Genomic DNA, 18,016 nt, shown 5'->3' with positions numbered 1-18,016 from the left:
AACGAACGTCGAATGTCGATACTCACGACGAACTCGCTTCGACGGCGACTCGGTGTGTGCGGAGGAGTGACGCTTGCGGTCGTCGCCGGACTGTTCGCACTCGGCGGGCCGACGACGACGATCGATCTGTTTCTGATCGGGTGGCTCGCGTTCGGCGGCCTCGCGCTGCTCGTCGTCGGCGTCCGCGATCGTCTCGCGCTCGGCGTTACGACGGTTGGCTGGCCGCGAATCGCCGCAGTCGGGCTGGCCGTCCTGTCGGTCGCGGCGAGTTCAGCTGGCTTCCTGCAACTGTTGACCGCGCCGGGCGGGTGGGGGATACTGACAGCCTGTCTTGCCCTCGGAACCTCGCTAATTCTCGCGTTCGGGGCGCTCGAGTGCGGATTGGGCGGGGTGCAACTCGACGAGGAACTGTTTACTGTCGAGTAACCGGCCGTGCATGCGAACGCACCGCGACTCGTTTGAGGATCGAACGCCTACGACAGTGTATGCGTATCGCTATCGCCCTTCGAGATCGGCTTCTCGTCTGTACGACTGACGCTGCAGCGCAGTCGTCATCACAGTCCTCGTTCTCGTCCTCGTCGGACACAGCCACCACGTCGGAGACGACGAGCACGGTGGAGACGGCGGCGGAACCGACCGCCGACTGGACGACGACCACCCGGCTCTCCGGTCACAAACTCCGGTGCGTTGCGGCCTCCCCCGACGCGCCCGAACGATTGTTCGTCGGCACATTCGAACATGGTCTCTTTCGAAGCACCGACGGCGGCGAGACGTTCGATCGACTCGAAACCGGCGACGTGTTCGCGAGCGAAGCCGTCATGTCGCTCGCGATCAGCCCGCACGACCCGGCCGTGCTTTACGCCGGCACCGAACCCAGCCGCGTCTACCGGAGCACGGACGGCGGCGACTCCTGGACTGAACTCGGCGGGCTGACCGACCTGCCCTCGGAATCGGAGTGGTACTTCCCGCCGCGGCCCCACACGCACCACGTCCGCTGGCTCGAGGTCGATCCGTTCGACCCGGATCGACTCTACGTCGGCATCGAGGCGGGCGCGTTCGTCTACAGTACCGACGGCGGCGAGACGTGGCACGAGCGGCCCGACGGCTCGCGGCTGGACAATCACAGCCTGGCGACGCATCCCGATCGGGAAGGACGACTCTACGCCGCAGCCGGCGATGGCTACGCCGAGAGCGACGACGGCGGCGAACACTGGGAGAATCCGCAGGACGGTCTCGGCCACCGCTACTGTTGGAGCGTCGTCCCGAACCCCGCCGATCCGGACCAGGTGCTGCTCTCGAGTGCGAGCGGGGCGTCGACGGCTCACACCGCCAGCCGCGCCGAGTCGTACGTCTACCGCCGCACAGCGGGTGCGTCGTGGGAGGGTCTCGACGACAACGGATTGCCGACCGGCGACGGCGTCGTTCGCGCCGTCTTCGCGACGACAGGCGACGACACCGTCTACGGCGTGAACAACCGAGGGCTGTTCGTCACCGATGACTTCGGGGACCGATGGGAACGGGTCGACATCGAGTGGCCCGATGAACTCGAGATGCAGACGCCGCGAGGAATCGCCGTCGTCTCGGCGTAACGCGATACGCCGTCACCGTCACACCCAAGCAATACGACGATCACGACGGCGTAAACCGGCGCGACGACGGCAGTGCTCAGGACGGTTCCGAGAGTTGGAACACTTGCGAGGAGTTCCGCCGCGAGTAGCAGCAGTCACTGGTCGCTTCGAAATCCTTTTAGGCGCTACACGGGGATAGTAGGGTAACTGAGTGATATCATGGACGTCGACATCATCTCCGAATCGGAGAACCCCATGTTGCACCGGACGGACGTGACGTTCGAACTGACCCACGAGGACGCAACCCCGGAGCGCCTCCAGGTTCGTGACAGCCTCGCGGCGAAACTGAACAAGGACGCCGACGAGGTCGTCATCCGCAAACTCGAAACCAAGTTCGGGATGCGAAAGACCGTCGGCGAGGCAAAGGTCTACGACACCGCAGACCACGCCCGGGACGTCGAGCAGGACCACATGCTCGAGCGAAACAAGATCGGCGTCGAGGAAGAGGCCGAAGCAGACGCTGATCCGGAGGAAGCATAAATGGCGCGCTACGAACTCTACGGCGACGACGGCAGCATCGAGGGCGAGCAGTGTCCCCGCTGTGGCGACGTCTTCCTCGCCGACCACGGCGACCGCAAGCACTGTGGCAAGTGCGGCTACACCGAGTGGGCCTAACGACGAGCACCGCTGAGTCGTGAGCCCGAGTTCAGCCCCGCGAGTACTCGGCATCGAAGGCACCGCCTGGGCGGCCAGCGCGGCCGTCTTCGACGCCGAGACCGACGACGTTTTTATCGAAACCGACGCCTACGAGCCGGAAAGCGGCGGCATTCATCCCCGCGAGTCAGCAGAGCACATGCACGACACGATTCCGGCGGTGGTCGAACGGGCACTCGACCATGCCCGCGAGACGTTCGGCGGCCCCGATTCGGAGCCGCCGGTCGACGCCGTCGCCTTCTCCCGCGGTCCCGGGCTCGGCCCCTGCCTGCGAACCGTCGGAACGGCCGCGCGGGCGCTGAGCCAATCGCTTGGCGTCCCACTCGTCGGCGTGAATCACATGGTGGCTCACCTCGAAATCGGCCGCCACACCGCCGACTTCGACTCGCCGGTCTGTCTCAACGCCAGCGGCGCAAACGCCCACCTGCTGGCCTACCGCAACGGCCGCTACCGCGTCCTCGGGGAGACGATGGATACCGGCGTCGGCAACGCGATCGACAAGTTCACCCGCCACGTCGGCTGGTCCCACCCCGGCGGGCCGAAAGTCGAGGCGGCCGCGGAGGACGGCGAGTTCATCGATCTCCCCTACGTCGTCAAGGGAATGGACTTCTCGTTTTCGGGGATCATGAGCGCCGCGAAGCAGCGCTACGACGACGATGTAGCGGTCGCGGATATCTGCTACTCGCTCCAGGAGACCATCTTCGCCATGCTGACCGAGGTGGCAGAGCGCGCGCTCTCGCTGACCGGCAGCGACGAACTCGTGCTGGGCGGCGGCGTCGGACAGAACGCCCGCCTGCGCGAGATGCTCGCGTCGATGTGCGACCAGCGCGGGGCCGACTTTCACGCGCCCGACCCCCGGTTCCTGCGGGACAACGCTGGCATGATCGCCGTCCTCGGCGCGAAGATGTACGCGGCCGGCGACACGCTCGCGGTCGAAGATTCGCGCGTCGATCCGAACTTCCGGCCGGATCAGGTGCCGGTCACGTGGCGAGGGGGAGCCGAGCGAAGCGGGGACCTCGAAACCGCAAGCGGTAGCGGAGGGGACCGCGAACAGAGCGACGAACCCAAACCCGAACCCGAACCCGAACTCGCCCCCGGACGCGGCGCTTCTCGCGACGATCAGGTCCGCGGTGCCGAGGCGCTCGTCGACCTCGACCCCGCAACGGGGCGGGTGCGCAAACGCCGCAAGCCGAAGACGTACCGCCACCCGACCCTCGACGATCGACTCCGCCGCGAGCGGACGACCCTCGAGGCCCGGCTGACGACCCTCGCGCGCCGCGAGGGCGTCCCCACGCCGGTGCTCTCGGATGTCGATCCGCTGGAGGCGCGACTCGAACTCGAGTTCGTCGGCGCGGCCGATCTCCGCGACGAACTCGATAGTGATCGCAGGGTAGCGTACGTCCGCGATGTCGGTCGCCACCTCGCACGATTGCACGAGGCGGGGTTCGTCCACGGCGATCCGACGACGCGAAACGTCAGGGTGAACGCGGATCGGACGTACCTCATCGACTTCGGACTGGGCTATCACACAGACCACGTCGAGGATTACGCGATGGATCTGCACGTTTTCGATCAAAGTCTCGTCGGCACCGCCGACGATCCCGAGCCGCTTCGGGACGCAGTCCGCGAGGGCTATCGCGATGTCGGTGACGAGCGGGTACTCGAGCGGCTTCGGGATGTCGAAGGTCGGGGACGGTACACCTGAGTCGGGAGGAGGCCGACGCTGGGACACATCACATGAGGACGAGAACGGAATCGAACTCGGATGGTCGAAGGGCCGTTCGGGTGCTTCTCGTCGCGAATCTGCTCCCGCTTGCGGGCCTCGTCGGTTTCGAGTGGCAAGTGTCACAGGCGCTGTTCGTCTACTGGGTCGAACTGGGAGCGACGGTACTCCTCTATTTCGGCGTGGTACTGTTCGCACAACGAGAGTCGAAACCGAATCTGAAACGCGGGGGATCGTACCCTGGACCGATACCGATCCCCCGTCGGTCCGGGTCGATACAGTTGGGTTCGTGGCTGCCACCGATCCGCTATCAAAACGTCCGATTCGTTCCCGCAGCCTTCGTCCTAGTGGCTCTCGTCTGGTTCGTTAGTTCTCGAGCGTTTCTCGAATACCCGAATTTCGATCTCTTTGTAACCACCGACGGAAATATCGAAGCGTACCAGGCGTACATTACCGCGGCGTACTCGCTCGAGGGACTCGCGATGGCCGTGGCCCTGTTCGGCGTCCGGGCCGTCTTCATCGCTCGCGACTTTTTCGGTCGCCGGCTGGTCGACCAGTACTCGGCAGCGATGGTGGTGGAGATTCCCTGTCGGATCGCACTCTTCTGGTTCGGCGTCCTCATCCCCCTGACTCCGATCTATCTACTGGCAGCCGCCACTGGTTCCAGTTCTGGTACGTTTCCCGCGATTGCAAGCGGTAGTATCGCCACGATCGTCGTCCTCTCGAAACTAGCAGTCGATCGCGCGCTCGTCCAGCACCGCCATCGAGACGAGCCCGGTCGATTCGCCGACCTGTTCGCTCCGAACCAGCGCAAGCCCGAGTCCCAGCTCGATACGGAACGGCCGTCTAACGATCGACTGCAGTGATTGTCTCGATCCCCTCGTCAGGAGCTGGGTTTACCGACCTGCTGTACACCGCTCGTCACGTTTCGGCGACGACGGCCACGGACCACGAGTTCAGCGCCGGCTTCATCCACGTTCCGCTCTCGCACGAACAGGCGGCGGTTCGCGACGAGGGCGAACCGAGTATAGCACTCGAGACGATGGAGGGGGTTCTCGCGGAACTCGAGGTGGCCTGTTCTCATACTGTTGGACAGAACTACGTGAAGATCGGTCGCTCCGCTGCGGCCGTCGTCGGTGGAGACAGCCGCGAATTTGCGACCGACTTCGTATTGACTTCTGCCCAATAGTATCAATAACGCGCTGTGCGGGCGACGCCGACGCGCTGTGCGGGCGACGCCGCAACTGATCGCGTATCGAGAGTGACCAATTTCCATAATCGAGGCGAGCACACAATACTCTTAATACGGGAGGTCGTACTGGCGGGTATGGCAGACAAACCGACCTCCGGTGAGATTCTCGGAGTACCGTACAACTTCGAACGGCCGAGCATCGGTCGCATGCTCTCGTCGTACTGGCAGCCGGGCGAGGGAATGCTCGTCGAGAAGCCCTTCGGCGTCGGCTACACGCTGAATCTCGCGAACTGGCGCTCGTGGATCGTCGTCGTTGTCGCCGGTGCGCTGCTGTGGCAACAGGAGCAGGGCTCGTCCACGGACACCGAGGAGCAGGAAGACGAACCCGTCGAAGTCATCGTCGACGACGACCACTGAGCGGCGAGTTCAGTTGCACGCGCCGTTTCTCTCGGTTCTGTAGGTTCTGTAGGTTCTGTAGTGGATAGCGTAGCGGGTAATAACTGCCACACCGCCCGTGATCGGGGCGTCTGTGCGTTCGAGTTCGCTCTCGCGTTCAGTCACAGTCCCAGGGTCGAGTGTCTCCTCGTGCTCGGTTCGAGCGGTCGGTTGCCCGTCGGGCACCGATTCGACCCACAGCGGGCGCAACCGACGGCTATATTCCCGCGGCGACCGCTGCCTCGAATATGGCCATTCGGTTCGTCACCGGGAACGACGGAAAGGCGCGCGAGGCCCAGTCCTATCTCGAGGGGATCACCACCGTCGAACAGGTGCCCTACGACTACACGGAAATCCAGAGCGACTCGCTCGAAGCCATCGCGATTCGCGGCGCAGAGGAAGCGTACGAAGAACTCGGGGACGGCGATCCGATTCTGGTCGGCGATACGGGCCTGTTCGTCGATGCGCTCGGAGGCTTCCCGGGGCCGTACTCGGCATACGTCGAGGACACGGTCGGCGTCGAACGCCTCTGGCGACTCGTCGAGTCGGAGGACGATCGCAGGGCACGGTTCAAGACGGTTCTCGGGTTCACGGACGGCGACCGGACGGAAACGTTCGAGGGAACGCTTGCGGGGACCATCGTCTCGCCGCGCGGCGACGGTGGCTTTGGCTACGATCCGATCTTCGAGTTCAACGAGCAGACGCTGGCCGAGATGGATGTCGAAGAGAAGAACGCGATTTCACACCGCGGGCGGGCGCTGGCGGCGTTTACCGAGTGGTACGCCGATCAGTAGTCGGTCAACTTATTCGCGCGGGTCGCGGTCCGGTCCCGGATATGTTCCGCCTTCGACCGCCGGATAGAGGTTTTCGGGATCGAACACAGTCGCGAACGCGTCCGGCGTCCGTACGCTAAGCGAGAGCCGCGGCTGCATGGAGAGTCCGGCGGCCGCCGAGTTCAGCGACTCGTCGTAGGAGAGTAAGTGCGCCGCCTCGCCGCGGTAGGCCGAGGCGAGCGCCGGGTGATCGTCGACGGGGTGGTCAACGGCGACGCGATCGGCTTCGAGGCGCGCTCGATGGTCGGCCGCGAGGTCGGGGTCGGCGAGGGCGGCGACGAGGCGTTCGGTCGCCGCGAGCAGGTGATCGCTCGCGACGAGATCGATCCAGGAGTGGCGGCGGACGTGATCCAGCGCCCTGCGGGCGTCGCCGTCAAGCAGGAGATCGGCGGCCAGAACCGCGGGATCGGCGGCGATACGGGCAGGATTCGGTTGCGCGGATGTCTGATCGGGATCGGAATCCGGATCGGGATCAGGATCAGTCATCCCGCTCACCTGAACTCGACGCCGGATGGTCGTCCAGTTCGTCGGCGGTCGCGCGGATCCGGTCGAGGTCGACGTCGTAGCTCGCTCCGCGGTCGAAGAGGTCGCCCCAGGTGGTGGTCATCGGCGGTGGTTTGTCCTATCGGGAGAAAAGTCGCCCGGGTTTTCGCGCCCGGTTTTCCCACCGCGTTTGCGGACGATTCATACGGACTGCTGTAAGTCATTTCCGGCGCAACCGCGCCCGTCCTGCGGTTGTGCCGGCAAATCGTTACAGCAGACCGTATCACGCGTAACGCGACAGCAGCCAGAACGCGACGGCACCGAGGACGAACGCGACGCCGACGTTCACCGCGAGGCCGACGACGCCGACGCCGACGACGAGGCAGAGCGCGCGGGTGTCCGCGGCGGAGATCGGAGCGAACGCCGCGCGGCCGAGTTCGATTGCGACGACGACGAGCAAGACGCCGAGCAGGGCGACCGGGAACGCGGCCAGCAGCGCGCCGGTTGCGACGAGCGCGAGGGCGACGTACCCCAGGCCGAGGAGGACGTTCGCGCCGGCGGTTCGCGCGCCGAAGGCGTACTTGCCGGCGAGGCCGCCGCTGCCGTGACACATCGGGACGCCGCCGAACGGAATCGCCGTGAGACAGGTCACGCCCATGCTCTGAGAGAGCCTGTCGGCAGAGATATCCCGGTCGTAGAGGTCGCCACAGAGCAGCGCGGTCGCGATAGCCGCGTTGCCGACCGTCATCCCGAGTTGGGCGACGGTGCCCTCGATCGCCGCGGCGGAGAGCGTCGGCGCGCCGGCGGGAAAGAGTTCGGCTGCGGGAACGCGGGGCGTCGGGACGCCGGCGGCGAAGATCGCGGCGACGCCGCCGAGTGCGAGCACGACGAGGACGCTCGACTGCCGGTAGCCCGCGAGGGCAAGCGCGCCGACGACGGCGAGGCCGGCGGCGGCCACGCCGGGCGCGCCGACCGAGAGGTCGACGGCGGCCTCGAATAGGAGCAGGGCGACGGCGAGTTGGATGCCACGGATCACGGGTTCGCCGACGACCCGCTGGAGGTAGCCGACGAGGCCGAGCGACCCGACGCCGAGCAGGACGACGCCGGCGAGCAGCCCGGCCGCCGCGAGTTCGGCGTAGGAGAGCGACCCGACGATGGCGAGTCCGATCAGGGCTTTCATCGGTTCGACGGAGAGCGGTAATCCGTAGTACAGCCCCCAGACGAGCTGGAAAACGCCGAAGCCGACGAGGACGTGGGGTAGCGAGACGGTCGTGGTAGCGGCGAGGGCGATCAGCAGCGGCAGGACGGTAACCGAATCACCTAGCGCACCCGAGAGCTCACTGACCGAGAACTCGAAGTCGGACCGAGTCGGCGACGGGAGCGAGTGCGCCATTCACACGCCCTTTGGCGGGGATCGGTTTTACTGTTTGCAGAAACTGGTTGTGGTTTCCTGTTCGGCGTGAGTGAATCGTTGGTGGTTACGCCGCGTGTCGGGCTCGTGGACGAACGGAACGGTCCGCGTCGGCGGCGAGAACTCGTCCGGGGCGGGCGTGCACGTCGGCGATCAGTACGCTGAAGATCGGTCGGCCGGCTGGTTTGCGTATGACCGACCTCGGGAAGATCGACCGCGAGTTCTTCGAGCACCGGATCGCGCCGAATCTGGGCGCGTCTCGTGATGATGTCGTGATCGGGCCGACTCACGGCGTTGATTTCGGCGTACTGGATATCGGTGGGCAGGCGCTCGTTACTGCGACGGACCCGCTCTCGATCCTGCCGGCACTCGGCTTCGAGCGCGCGGCTCGGTTCGCGCTCGATCTCGTGCTCGCGGACGTTGCCGTCAGCGGCGTCGCGCCGTCGCATCTCTCGATCTGTTTTACTCTCCCCGAGACGATGACCGACGACGAGTTCGCGACCGTCTGGGAGACGATTCACGGGGAGTGTCGCGACCTCGGCGTCTCGGTCGTGACGGGCCACACGGCCCGGTACTCCGATCCGTCCCACCCGTGGGTCGGCGCGGCGACCGCGATGGGCGTCGGCGAGCACGACGAAGTCGTCCGTCCCGACGGCGCGCGCGTCGGCGATCGGCTCCTCCTGACGACCGGGCCAGCCGTGGAGGCCGTCGGTCTCCTCAGCACCCTCTTCGGCGACCAGTTGGATCTCCCACGGACTGTGATCGCCGACGCGCAGGACCGCCTCGACGAGGTCTACGCGGTCAGGGACGCGCTTACGGCGGCCGCGTCGGGACCCGTCACCGCGATGCACGACGTGACCGAGGGCGGGCTCGCGGGCGCGCTGAACGAGATGGCGGCGGGTGCCGACGCCCGATTCGCGATCGACCGGGAGGCGGTGCCGGTGCGTCCCGGTGTCGCCGAGGTCTGCGAACGCCTCGAACTCGACCCCTGGGCGATGACCAGCTGCGGCTCGCTCGTCATCGCGGTCGACCCGGACGGCGTCGACGCGGTGCGGACGGCGCTCGAAGACCGAGGGACCGTCGTCGCGGATATCGGCCGCGTCGAATCGGGGTCCGGGGTCGCGGTCGATGGCGAACGACTCGAGCATCCGCGCACCGATCCGTCGTGGGCGGCCTACGCGGAGCTTGCACGTGAGTAGCACAGACTGAACCGCTTCCGAGTCGTCGAGTCGACCGATGAGGGCTCACTCCATCCGTCCAGCGAGTTCGTCGATCGGCTCGGGTTTCGGACCACTATCGATTTGTATAACCAGCGAATATCCCTGGCTATGAGAACTCCAGCACCCGACAGTCGCCCCGTCGCGCTGACGATCGCGGGCAGCGACTCCGGCGGCGGGGCCGGCATCCAGGCCGACCTCGCGACGATGACCGCCCACGGCGTCTTCGGCACGTCGGCGATCACCGCCGTCACCGCCCAGCACACCCGCGGCGTCGAGCGCTCGTTCGCCCTCCCCGCCGAGGAGGTCGACGCCCAGATCGGGGCTGTCACCGGCGACTTCGACGTCGGTGCCGCGAAAACGGGGATGCTCGCGACGACCGAACTCGTCGAGACCGTCGCCGAGCGCGCGAGTTCGTTCGCGTTCCCGCTGGTCGTCGATCCCGTGATGGTCGCGACCTCGGGGGATCGGTTGCTCGAACCCGAGGCCGAACGGGCCTACGAGGATCTCCTGTCGGACACGACGCTCGCGACGCCGAACGCGGACGAGGCGGAGGTGCTGACTGACATCGCGGTGACGGACGAGGAGAGCGCCCGCGAGGCCGGCGAGGCGATCCGCGAACTCGGCGTCGACGCGGCGCTCGTCAAGGGCGGGCACGTTCCCGGCGAGACGGTTCGAGACGTGCTCGTCACCGACGCGGGCACCACGACGTTCGAGCACCCGCGCATCGACACGGCGGCGACCCACGGCTCCGGCTGTGCGCTGTCGGCGGCGATCGCAGCCCGCCTGGCGACGGGGGACGACCTCGAGACGGCCGTCAGCGGCGCGACCGACTTCCTCGTGCGGGCGGTACGATACGCCTACGACGTTGGCGAGGGCGACGGGGCGGTCAACCACGCCGTCGAATTGCGAAACGCGGCCGCCCGGGAGGCGACGAGCGAGGAAGTGCAGACCATCGTCGACCGACTCGTCGACGCCGACGTCTCCGAACTCGTCCCCGAGGTCGGGATGAACGTCGTCGGCGCGACCCCCTACGCCGAAGCGGTCGACGAGACGGCCGCCGTCGAAGGCCGGATCACGCGCACGCTCTCGGGCATCCAGCCCAACCGCGGCGTTCGATTCGGCGCGTCGAGCCACGTCGCCCGCTTTCTCCTCGCCGCCCGCGAGTTCAGCCCGGACTGCCGATTCGCCGTCAACTGCCGGTTCGGCCCGGACGTGGAGGCGGCGCTCGCTGAACTCGGGTGGGAGCGCGCCGAGTACGACCGCGCCGACGAGCCGACGGCCGACGAGGAGGGCGAGACGATGGGCTGGGGCGCGCGGCAGGCGTTCGCTGATCGGAACGACGAGGAGCCGCCGACCGCCGTGATCGACCGCGGGGCGGTCGGCAAGGAGGCGATGACGAAATTGCTCGCGGACGACGCCGCGACCCTCGCCGAGCGCGTCGTCACACTTGATTCGGAGGTGCGCCGATGAGCGCACCCGACGCCGCGGTCGAGACGGCGACCGAACTCGACGTCGGCGTCATCCTTCCCCAGTACGGAACCGAGATCGACGCGGTTCGCGAGACGGCGATTCGGGCCGAATCGCTCGGCTACGACGCGGTCTGGCTCGAGGACCACTTCCAGTCGTGGATCGGCGACCCGCGTCGCGGGGCCCACGAGTGCTGGACGACGCTCAGCGCCGTCGCCGAGGCGACCGACCGGGTCCGCGTCGGCACGCTCGTCACGAGCCAGTCCTACCGACACCCCGCACTGCTGGCGAAGATGGCGGCGACGGTCGACCGGATCAGCGACGGCCGACTCGACCTCGGCCTGGGCGGGGGCTGGTACGGCGACGAGTACGACCGGTTCGGCTACGAGTTCAGGGAGCCGCCGGCAGAGCGGCTCCGGCGGCTCGCCGAGACGGTCGAAATTCTACAGAGGCTGTGGACCGAAGAGAGCTACAGCCACGAGGGCGAGCATCTCGATATGGAACTCGAGGACGCGTTCTGCGAGCCGCGGCCGGTCCAGGACCCGCACCCGCCGGTCTGGATCGGGGGCGGCGGCGAGGAGTTCACCCTCCGGTACGCGGCCGAACTGGCCGACGGCTGGAACTTCGGGACTCTCTCACCCGAGGGATTTCGGGAGAAACTCGACGTACTGCGAGGCCATTGCGAGGACGACGCGCGGTACGACGAGATCCGCAAGTCCGCCGAACTGTTCGTCTTCGTCGGCGAGACGACCGCGGACGCGGAACGCAAGCGGGCAGCGTTCGCGGACGAGTTCCTGCCGGACGAGCCGAGTGAGCCACGGGAGTTCTTCCTTTCGGGATACGTCGAGACGGCACCGACGGGGACGCCGGCGGAGATCCGCGAGCGCCTCGATGCGTACGTCGACGCCGGAATCGAGACGGTCATGCTGGCGGTGCCGGACGCGGCGGCCGACGAGGACGAGAGCCTGGCGCTGCTGGCCGACGAACTGCTCGCGTGAGCCCGCGGTCCGAACGCCTCGCTGCGGTCCGCAAGACTACCGGAAACCGAACGCTCATTCGCCGGGCGGACGATAGCACTGTGCATGGTCGAGAGTCCATTCGACGCCGAGATTCGCGTCGGCGAGGTACTGGAAGCCGAATCGTTCCCCGAGGCGAACAAACCGAAGATGACCAAGCTGTGGATCACCCTCGGCGAGGACCACGGCGAGATTCAGTCCGCGGCGCAACTGGATCACCACTACGACCCGACTGAACTCGAGGGCCGGCGGGTGCTGTGTGCGACGAACTTGGGCTCGGTGCGGATCGCGGGGTTCAAATCCGAGGCGCTGACCGTCGGCGTCCCCGACGAGGACGAGTTCCCGGTGCTTGTCGAACCGGATCGGGATGTGGATGTCCCGCTCGGCGGGTCGCTGTATTAACTCGACACCGATCCCGTCTCGGGTACTGATCGGGCTGTTCGGGTCGTTTTCCGGCGAACTCTTCACCGAAAACGTATTCGAAAGTGTGATGTTTTTCGACCCGATTTCGGTCCTTCGAAGAGAGCGTGTTTCCCGGTCAACGAAGGAACGTAGCGGCCGGCCAGTTCCCCAAGATCAGTCGACGGTGGAACAGTCAAATGATCTCCAGATACTGAGTCCAGCGCCACTGTCTGCTCGTGCGTCGCCAATATATATCCGCACCTGAACACATTCCTGATCGTACGCGGCGAAATCAAGAGTTACGGCGTCTTCCTTGGATTGATCACCTCGCCACGTGTGTAAAATATACGAACCGGGCTCTGTCGGATAGTCCTCAAACGCTACTCCGCTCCACTTCCCGTCTCCCAATCCAGTCGATTCATCCGCAGCTGACGGGATTTCGACCGCTCTCTCGTATACCACCTCACCGTTCTCAGTTATTTCAACAGAGAGCTCATACGCATCAGATTCATGATTGATCGCCTGAAGGTGCAGCAATCGGGTATCTACTGTGGAACTCTCGCGGCCGGAACAACCAGCGAGTACCACAGGGAGACCACCGCCCATCAACAGTAGAGTTTGCCGCCGCGTACGGAGGGACATACGAGTGAAACTCGTAGATATTACATATGCTTTCCTAAATGAATCGGTTTGAGAAAGACGATACTAACCGGTAGAAGGGGCGGTCACGGTTGTGGACGAGAGAGGCGAGATTCTTCGGGGAGTGATTCGGGCGCTATCCCGAGTGGGCGTTTCCGGTCAGTTCCGCTCGAAGAGATCTCGTCCACTCGACAGGTGTCCCGCGTTCGGTTTCGATCACTTCCACCACGGATCCCGCAGGGTTTTTGTGATGGAAAGCCAGGCTCCGAGTATGACAGAGGCGACGGGCATCGTCGGCGAGTTCTTCTCGCTCAAGGAGGACACCGACGCGGAGCTGTTGGCGATGCAGTGTGGGGATTTCTACGAGTTCTTCGGCGAGGACGCGGAGACCGTCAGCGACGAACTCGATCTCAAGGTTTCCCAGAAGTCCTCGCACGGCTCGTCGTACCCAATGGCTGGCGTGCCGTTAGACGACCTGACGCCGTATCTCAAGGCCTTAGTCGAGCGCGGCTACCGGGTCGCCGTCGCCGACCAGTACGAAACCGAATCGGGCCACGCGCGCGAAATCGTTCGCGTCGTCACGCCCGGGACGCTGCTCGAGACGAGCGACGCCGACGCGCAGTACCTGGCGGCGGTGGTCGACGGCGGCACCGCTGCGAACCCGCGCTACGGGCTCGCCTTCGCCGACGTGACGACGGGGCGCTTTCTCGTCGCCGAGGCTGCGGACACCGACGCCGCGCTGACCGAACTCTACCGGTTCGATCCCGTCGAGGTGCTGCCCGGCCCCGACAGCCGGACGGACGACGACCTGTTGGGGACGGTCCGCGAGCGCATCGACGCGGCGCTGACGCTTCACGAGACGGAGGCCTTCGCCCCGAAGCGCGCCGCACACGCCGTTCGCGAGCAGTTCGGCAGCGAGACCGTCGAACGCCTGGCGGTCGGCCCCGAGGCGACGGCCGCCGCGGGCGCGATCCTCGCCTACGTCGAGGAGACCGGAGCCGGCGTGCTCGCGTCGATGACGCGCATCCAGGCCCACCACGGCGACGATCACGTCACCCTCGACGCGACGACCCAGCGGAACCTCGAACTCACCGAAACCATGCAGGGCGAGCGCGACGGCTCGCTGTTCGCGACGATCGATCACACCCAGACCAGCGCCGGCGGCCGGCTGTTGAAGGAGTGGCTTCAGCGCCCGCGGCGCGCGCTCGAAACGCTGGAGCAGCGCCAGGAAAGCGTCGCGGCCCTCTCGTCGGCGGCGCTCGAACGCGATGAGATGCAGGATACGCTTGGCGAGGCCTACGACCTCGCGCGCCTGGCATCGAAGGCGACCCACGGCAGCGCGGACGCGAGAGACCTCCTCGCGGTTCGAGAAACCCTCGCCGTGCTCCCGGTGCTCGCGGAGACCATCGACTCGACGCCCGATCTCGCAGAGTCGCCGCTGGCCGAAATTGTCGACCGACCGGACCGCGCCGCCGCAGCGGACCTTCGGGAAACCCTCGAAGACGCCATCGCCGAGGACCCGCCCTCGACGGTAACCCAGGGCGAACTCTTCCAGTACGGCTACGACGACGATCTGGACGAGGTCATTGACCGCCACGAGGAGGTAAAACAGTGGCTCGACACGCTCGACGACCGCGAGAAGCGCCAGCACGGCCTCTCGCACGTGACCGTCGACCGGAACAAGACCGACGGCTACTACATCCAGGTCGGCAAATCCGCCGCCGACGGCGTCCCCGACCACTACGAGCAGGTCAAGACCCTCAAGAACTCCAAACGGTTCACCACCGACGAACTGGCGGAGAAAGAACGCGAAATCCTCCGACTCGAGGAGCAACGCGGCGAACTCGAGTACGACCTCTTCGAATCGCTTCGCGACGACGTGGCCGCGCGAGCCGAACTCTTACAGGACGTCGGCCGCGCCCTCGCGACGGTCGACGCGCTGGCGAGTCTGGCGACCCACGCGGCCGAAAACCGGTGGGTCAAACCCGACCTGCACCGCGGCGACGCGCTCGACATCGATCAGGGCCGCCATCCCGTCGTCGAACAGACCACCGAGTTCGTCCCGAACGACATCCGGATGGACGACGAGGATCGGGGCTTCCTCGTGGTCACCGGCCCCAACATGTCAGGGAAGTCGACGTACATGCGACAGGTCGCCTGCATCGTCCTGCTCGCCCAGATCGGGAGCTTCGTCCCGGCGAAGGAAGCCGAGATCGGCCTCGTTGACGGCATCTTCACCCGCGTCGGCGCGCTCGACGAACTCGCGCAGGGCCGCTCGACGTTCATGGTCGAGATGAGCGAACTCTCGAACATCCTCCATACGGCGACCGAGGAGTCACTCGTTATCCTGGACGAGGTCGGGCGCGGAACCGCGACCTACGACGGCATCTCGATCGCCTGGGCGGCCACCGAGTACCTCCACAACGAGGTCGCAGCCAAGACGCTGTTTGCGACCCACTACCACGAACTCACCGGCCTCGCGGAGAACCTCCCGCGGGTCGCGAACGTCCACGTCGCGGCGGACGATCGTGACGGCGACGTAACCTTTCTCCGAACCGTTCGAGACGGCCCCACGGACCGATCCTACGGCATTCACGTCGCGGATCTCGCCGGCGTTCCCGGTCCCGTCGTCGACCGCGCACGGGATGTCCTCGAGCGTCTGCGCGAGGAGAAGGCCATCGAGGCGAAGGGAGGACACTCGAGCGACCCCGTCCAGACGGTGTTCGACGTGAGCAACGGGCAGTTCCGTGGCCCAGCGAACGCAGATGGTGGGGAACGGAACGACGACACGGGCGACGTGATCGACCCGGAGACCGAAGCCGTCCTCGACGACCTCGAAGAACTCGACGTGAACGAGACGCCGCCGGTCGAGTTGATCACGAAGGTCCAGGAGTGGCAGGAGAAACTATCGGAGTGATGCTCGACGGAAGGACGCGCGAACCCGTCCATTGTACAGTTTTCGACCAGCTGTGTTTCCATCGGTAAATCTATAGGCGAATGCGGCATCGGGTAGCACGATGCACGAACCAGACTACGGTGTCGCGGGCGAGACCGCCATCGTCACGGGCGCGAGTCAGGGAATCGGAAAGGCGATCGCGGAGACGCTCGCCGCGAGCGGGGCGAACGTCTCGATTTGCTCGCGTTCGATGGACCGCATCGGGCCGGTTGCCGAGGCGATCACCGACGCCGAGGACGTCCCGGGCGAGGCCCTCGCGGTCGAATGCAACGTCCGCGAGCGCGACCAGGTGCAATCGTTCGTCGACGAGACCGTCGAAACGTTCGGCGACATCGACGTACTCGTCAATAACGCCGGCGGTGAGTTCGTCGCGAACTTCGAGGACATCTCGGAGAACGGGTGGAAGACGATCGTCGACCTCAACCTCCACAGCACCGTCCACTGCACCCAACTGGTCGGCGAGGTCATGCGCGAGGGCGACGGCGGGTCGATCGTCAACCTCTCGTCGGTCAACGGCCAGCACGCCGCACCGGGCGAGAGCCACTACGGGGCCTCGAAGGCGGCGATCATCCGGTTGACGGAGACGCTGGCGACCGAGTGGGCCGGCGACGGCATCCGCGTCAACTGCATCGCACCGGGATTGATTCAAACGCCCGGCGTCGCCGAGACGCTCGGCATTCAAAGCGAGGACATGCCCTCGCGCGAGAAGACCGAGCGCCGGATCGGCCACGCCGAGGAGATCGCAGACGCCGTCCAGTTCCTCGTCAGTCCGGCCGCGTCGTTCATCACCGGCGAGACGCTCACCGCGAAGGGCGTTCCCCGCGCCGGGAACTCGATGTCCCAGGACCTCGGACTGGAGTAAGCCGCTTCGAGACCGCCCGCGGTCGACTCCCGCGCTTGCACCGACACGAGACGTTTTGTCGACGGCCCCGGAAGACGGACGTATGCCACCCACCCTCACCGCAGCGCTGTCCGGAATCACCTGTCCGCTCGTGACGCCGTTCGACGAGAGCGGCGACATCGACGCCGACGCGTTCGGCGACCTGGTCGAGTTCACCGTCGACGGCGGTATCGACGGGATCTTCCCCTGCGGAACGACGGGCGAGTTCGCGAGCCTCTCCCCGGCCGAACGCCGACGCGTCACTGAACTCGCGGTCGACCATGCTGGTGGCGAGGTGCCTGTTCTCGCGGGGGCGGCCGCGACGAGCGTTTCCGAGACCGTTGCGGCGGTCGAGGACGCCGCCGCAGTCGGCGCGGACGCGGCGGTCGTCACGCCGCCGTACTTCCACACCGCGAACGACCCGGCGGGCAATCGACGGTTCTTCGAGGCCGTCGCCGACGAGTCGCCGCTGCCGCTGCTGTTGTACAACATCCCGTCCTGTACCGGTCGGGGGCTCGCACCGGAGACGATCGACGCGCTGGCGACCCGCGAGGACGTGATCGGACTGAAGGATTCGAGCGGCGACCTCGAGTTCGTCTGCGATACGATACGACGGACGCCGGCGGAGTTCCGCGTGGTGCAGGGCTACGATGCGTTGCTCGTCCCGGCGCTTCGGATGGGGGCCGACGGCGGGGTGAACGCGCTCGCGAACGTCGTTCCCGAGGTCTACGCCGAGATGACGGAGCGATCTGCCGACCAGCGCGGCGGCGAGTTGCAGGGGGCCGTGTCACGCCTGTTCGACGCCTGCGGCGAGTACGGGTTCGCACCGGCGACGAAGACGGCGCTTACCGCCCGCGGAGTGATCCCGGCGGACGCGGTTCGCCCGCCGCTGGTCGAGGTGCCGGCGACGGGCCGGACGGCGATCGAGAACAGCCTCGAGGAGGTGCTGTCGCTGCGCGCGTAGGGGAGCGAGGATCTCGGGGACTTCCATCGTTCGGCGGACGGGTACGGAACCGCAATTCTGACCACCCTCGAGCACCAGTGGAAACTAGACACCGATCGATCGGAACGACGGAG

18 protein-coding genes and 1 pseudogene are annotated in these 18,016 nt (G+C 66.3%); 16 read left to right on the top strand and 3 right to left on the bottom strand.

Annotated elements, in window-relative coordinates; translation table 11 throughout:
- Nucleotides 1–12: 12 nt before the first annotated feature.
- The 9 genes and pseudogenes from SM755_RS07650 to rdgB all read left to right on the top strand — a co-directional run bounded on the left by SM755_RS07650 (nt 13) and on the right by rdgB (nt 6,426).
- Nucleotides 13–426: a hypothetical protein gene (locus SM755_RS07650; protein WP_323172144.1), complete on the top strand. Its 414-nt coding sequence runs from the start codon at nt 13–15 to the stop codon at nt 424–426.
- A 59-nt stretch (nt 427–485) separates the two neighbouring features.
- Entirely contained in the window at nt 486–1,589 is a 1,104-nt protein-coding gene (locus SM755_RS07645; protein WP_323172143.1) for a hypothetical protein, read from the top strand.
- Nucleotides 1,590–1,787: 198 nt separating this feature from the next.
- Nucleotides 1,788–2,108, top strand: coding sequence for a 30S ribosomal protein S24e (locus SM755_RS07640; protein WP_006665793.1), 321 nt, complete (start codon nt 1,788–1,790; stop codon nt 2,106–2,108).
- Nucleotides 2,109–2,243: a 30S ribosomal protein S27ae gene (locus tag SM755_RS07635; protein ID WP_006107993.1), complete on the top strand. Its 135-nt coding sequence runs from the start codon at nt 2,109–2,111 to the stop codon at nt 2,241–2,243.
- Nucleotides 2,244–2,262: 19 nt separating this feature from the next.
- The gene (locus tag SM755_RS07630; protein ID WP_323172142.1) at nt 2,263–3,987 is read left to right on the top strand and encodes a bifunctional N(6)-L-threonylcarbamoyladenine synthase/serine/threonine protein kinase; all 1,725 of its coding nucleotides are present in this window, start codon (nt 2,263–2,265) and stop codon (nt 3,985–3,987) included.
- Between the two features lie 32 nt (nt 3,988–4,019).
- Nucleotides 4,020–4,871, top strand: coding sequence for a DUF6498-containing protein (locus SM755_RS07625; protein ID WP_323172141.1), 852 nt, complete (start codon nt 4,020–4,022; stop codon nt 4,869–4,871).
- Nucleotides 4,872–4,906: 35 nt separating this feature from the next.
- Nucleotides 4,907–5,086, top strand: a pseudogene (locus SM755_RS07620) (pyrrolidone-carboxylate peptidase); the annotation flags it as partial.
- Between the two features lie 246 nt (nt 5,087–5,332).
- Nucleotides 5,333–5,614 (top strand): DUF5808 domain-containing protein, encoded by a 282-nt coding sequence (locus SM755_RS07615; RefSeq protein WP_006665790.1) that lies wholly within the window; start codon nt 5,333–5,335, stop codon nt 5,612–5,614.
- Between the two features lie 266 nt (nt 5,615–5,880).
- Complete coding sequence (rdgB, locus tag SM755_RS07610) at nt 5,881–6,426, top strand: RdgB/HAM1 family non-canonical purine NTP pyrophosphatase (RefSeq protein WP_323172140.1); 546 nt, start codon at nt 5,881–5,883, stop codon at nt 6,424–6,426.
- A gap of 9 nt (nt 6,427–6,435) precedes the next feature.
- Here rdgB and SM755_RS07605 read toward each other — a convergent pair whose 3' ends face one another.
- The 3 genes from SM755_RS07605 to SM755_RS07595 form a co-directional block, all read right to left on the bottom strand.
- Nucleotides 6,436–6,951, bottom strand: coding sequence for a hypothetical protein (locus tag SM755_RS07605; protein WP_323172139.1), 516 nt, complete (start codon nt 6,949–6,951; stop codon nt 6,436–6,438).
- Nucleotides 6,944–7,072: a hypothetical protein gene (locus tag SM755_RS07600; protein WP_323172138.1), complete on the bottom strand. Its 129-nt coding sequence runs from the start codon at nt 7,070–7,072 to the stop codon at nt 6,944–6,946. The genes SM755_RS07605 and SM755_RS07600 overlap by 8 nt, the downstream gene beginning before the upstream one ends.
- A gap of 159 nt (nt 7,073–7,231) precedes the next feature.
- Nucleotides 7,232–8,341, bottom strand: a complete 1,110-nt coding sequence (locus SM755_RS07595; RefSeq protein ID WP_323172137.1) for a putative sulfate/molybdate transporter — start codon at nt 8,339–8,341, stop codon at nt 7,232–7,234.
- A 209-nt stretch (nt 8,342–8,550) separates the two neighbouring features.
- On the opposite strand from SM755_RS07595, the gene SM755_RS07590 reads away from it, so the two are divergent.
- The 7 genes from SM755_RS07590 to SM755_RS07560 all read left to right on the top strand — a co-directional run bounded on the left by SM755_RS07590 (nt 8,551) and on the right by SM755_RS07560 (nt 17,903).
- Nucleotides 8,551–9,558 (top strand): AIR synthase family protein, encoded by a 1,008-nt coding sequence (locus SM755_RS07590; RefSeq protein WP_323172136.1) that lies wholly within the window; start codon nt 8,551–8,553, stop codon nt 9,556–9,558.
- Between the two features lie 129 nt (nt 9,559–9,687).
- Nucleotides 9,688–11,049 (top strand): bifunctional hydroxymethylpyrimidine kinase/phosphomethylpyrimidine kinase, encoded by a 1,362-nt coding sequence (gene thiD / locus SM755_RS07585; RefSeq protein WP_323172135.1) that lies wholly within the window; start codon nt 9,688–9,690, stop codon nt 11,047–11,049.
- Nucleotides 11,046–12,044 (top strand): TIGR03560 family F420-dependent LLM class oxidoreductase, encoded by a 999-nt coding sequence (locus SM755_RS07580; protein ID WP_323172134.1) that lies wholly within the window; start codon nt 11,046–11,048, stop codon nt 12,042–12,044. The genes thiD and SM755_RS07580 overlap by 4 nt, the downstream gene beginning before the upstream one ends.
- Nucleotides 12,045–12,128: 84 nt before the next feature.
- A complete protein-coding gene (locus SM755_RS07575; RefSeq protein ID WP_006825031.1) occupies nt 12,129–12,464 on the top strand; it encodes a tRNA-binding domain-containing protein in 336 nt (111 codons plus the stop codon).
- 910 nt (nt 12,465–13,374) lie between these two features.
- Entirely contained in the window at nt 13,375–16,020 is a 2,646-nt protein-coding gene (gene mutS, locus SM755_RS07570; protein WP_323172133.1) for a DNA mismatch repair protein MutS, read from the top strand.
- Between the two features lie 100 nt (nt 16,021–16,120).
- The gene (locus SM755_RS07565) at nt 16,121–16,921 is read left to right on the top strand and encodes a glucose 1-dehydrogenase (RefSeq protein ID WP_323172132.1); all 801 of its coding nucleotides are present in this window, start codon (nt 16,121–16,123) and stop codon (nt 16,919–16,921) included.
- 82 nt (nt 16,922–17,003) lie between these two features.
- Nucleotides 17,004–17,903 carry a dihydrodipicolinate synthase family protein gene (locus tag SM755_RS07560; RefSeq protein WP_323172131.1) on the top strand — a complete coding sequence of 300 codons (900 nt, stop codon included), beginning with the start codon at nt 17,004–17,006 and terminating at the stop codon, nt 17,901–17,903.
- Nucleotides 17,904–18,016 lie beyond the last annotated feature (113 nt).

The sequence above is a fragment of the Natrialba sp. PRR66 genome (assembly GCF_034808065.1).
In the GTDB taxonomy this organism is placed as follows: Archaea; Halobacteriota; Halobacteria; order Halobacteriales; family Natrialbaceae; genus Natrialba; species Natrialba aegyptia.
This window is presented reverse-complemented; position numbering and strand designations above follow the sequence as displayed.

Excerpts from the sequence above, each read along its gene's own strand:
- SM755_RS07650 (WP_323172144.1), top strand. The coding sequence starts at position 13 with ATGTCGATACTCACGACGAACTCGCTTCGACGGCGACTCGGTGTGTGC.
- SM755_RS07645 (WP_323172143.1), top strand. The coding sequence starts at position 486 with ATGCGTATCGCTATCGCCCTTCGAGATCGGCTTCTCGTCTGTACGACT.
- SM755_RS07640 (WP_006665793.1), top strand. The coding sequence starts at position 1,788 with ATGGACGTCGACATCATCTCCGAATCGGAGAACCCCATGTTGCACCGG.
- SM755_RS07635 (WP_006107993.1), top strand. The coding sequence starts at position 2,109 with ATGGCGCGCTACGAACTCTACGGCGACGACGGCAGCATCGAGGGCGAG.
- SM755_RS07625 (WP_323172141.1), top strand. The coding sequence starts at position 4,020 with ATGAGGACGAGAACGGAATCGAACTCGGATGGTCGAAGGGCCGTTCGG.
- SM755_RS07615 (WP_006665790.1), top strand. The coding sequence starts at position 5,333 with ATGGCAGACAAACCGACCTCCGGTGAGATTCTCGGAGTACCGTACAAC.
- rdgB (WP_323172140.1), top strand. The coding sequence starts at position 5,881 with ATGGCCATTCGGTTCGTCACCGGGAACGACGGAAAGGCGCGCGAGGCC.
- SM755_RS07605 (WP_323172139.1), bottom strand. The coding sequence starts at position 6,951 with ATGACTGATCCTGATCCCGATCCGGATTCCGATCCCGATCAGACATCC.
- SM755_RS07600 (WP_323172138.1), bottom strand. The coding sequence starts at position 7,072 with ATGACCACCACCTGGGGCGACCTCTTCGACCGCGGAGCGAGCTACGAC.
- SM755_RS07595 (WP_323172137.1), bottom strand. The coding sequence starts at position 8,341 with ATGGCGCACTCGCTCCCGTCGCCGACTCGGTCCGACTTCGAGTTCTCG.
- SM755_RS07590 (WP_323172136.1), top strand. The coding sequence starts at position 8,551 with ATGACCGACCTCGGGAAGATCGACCGCGAGTTCTTCGAGCACCGGATC.
- thiD (WP_323172135.1), top strand. The coding sequence starts at position 9,688 with ATGAGAACTCCAGCACCCGACAGTCGCCCCGTCGCGCTGACGATCGCG.
- SM755_RS07580 (WP_323172134.1), top strand. The coding sequence starts at position 11,046 with ATGAGCGCACCCGACGCCGCGGTCGAGACGGCGACCGAACTCGACGTC.
- SM755_RS07575 (WP_006825031.1), top strand. The coding sequence starts at position 12,129 with ATGGTCGAGAGTCCATTCGACGCCGAGATTCGCGTCGGCGAGGTACTG.
- mutS (WP_323172133.1), top strand. The coding sequence starts at position 13,375 with ATGACAGAGGCGACGGGCATCGTCGGCGAGTTCTTCTCGCTCAAGGAG.
- SM755_RS07565 (WP_323172132.1), top strand. The coding sequence starts at position 16,121 with ATGCACGAACCAGACTACGGTGTCGCGGGCGAGACCGCCATCGTCACG.
- SM755_RS07560 (WP_323172131.1), top strand. The coding sequence starts at position 17,004 with ATGCCACCCACCCTCACCGCAGCGCTGTCCGGAATCACCTGTCCGCTC.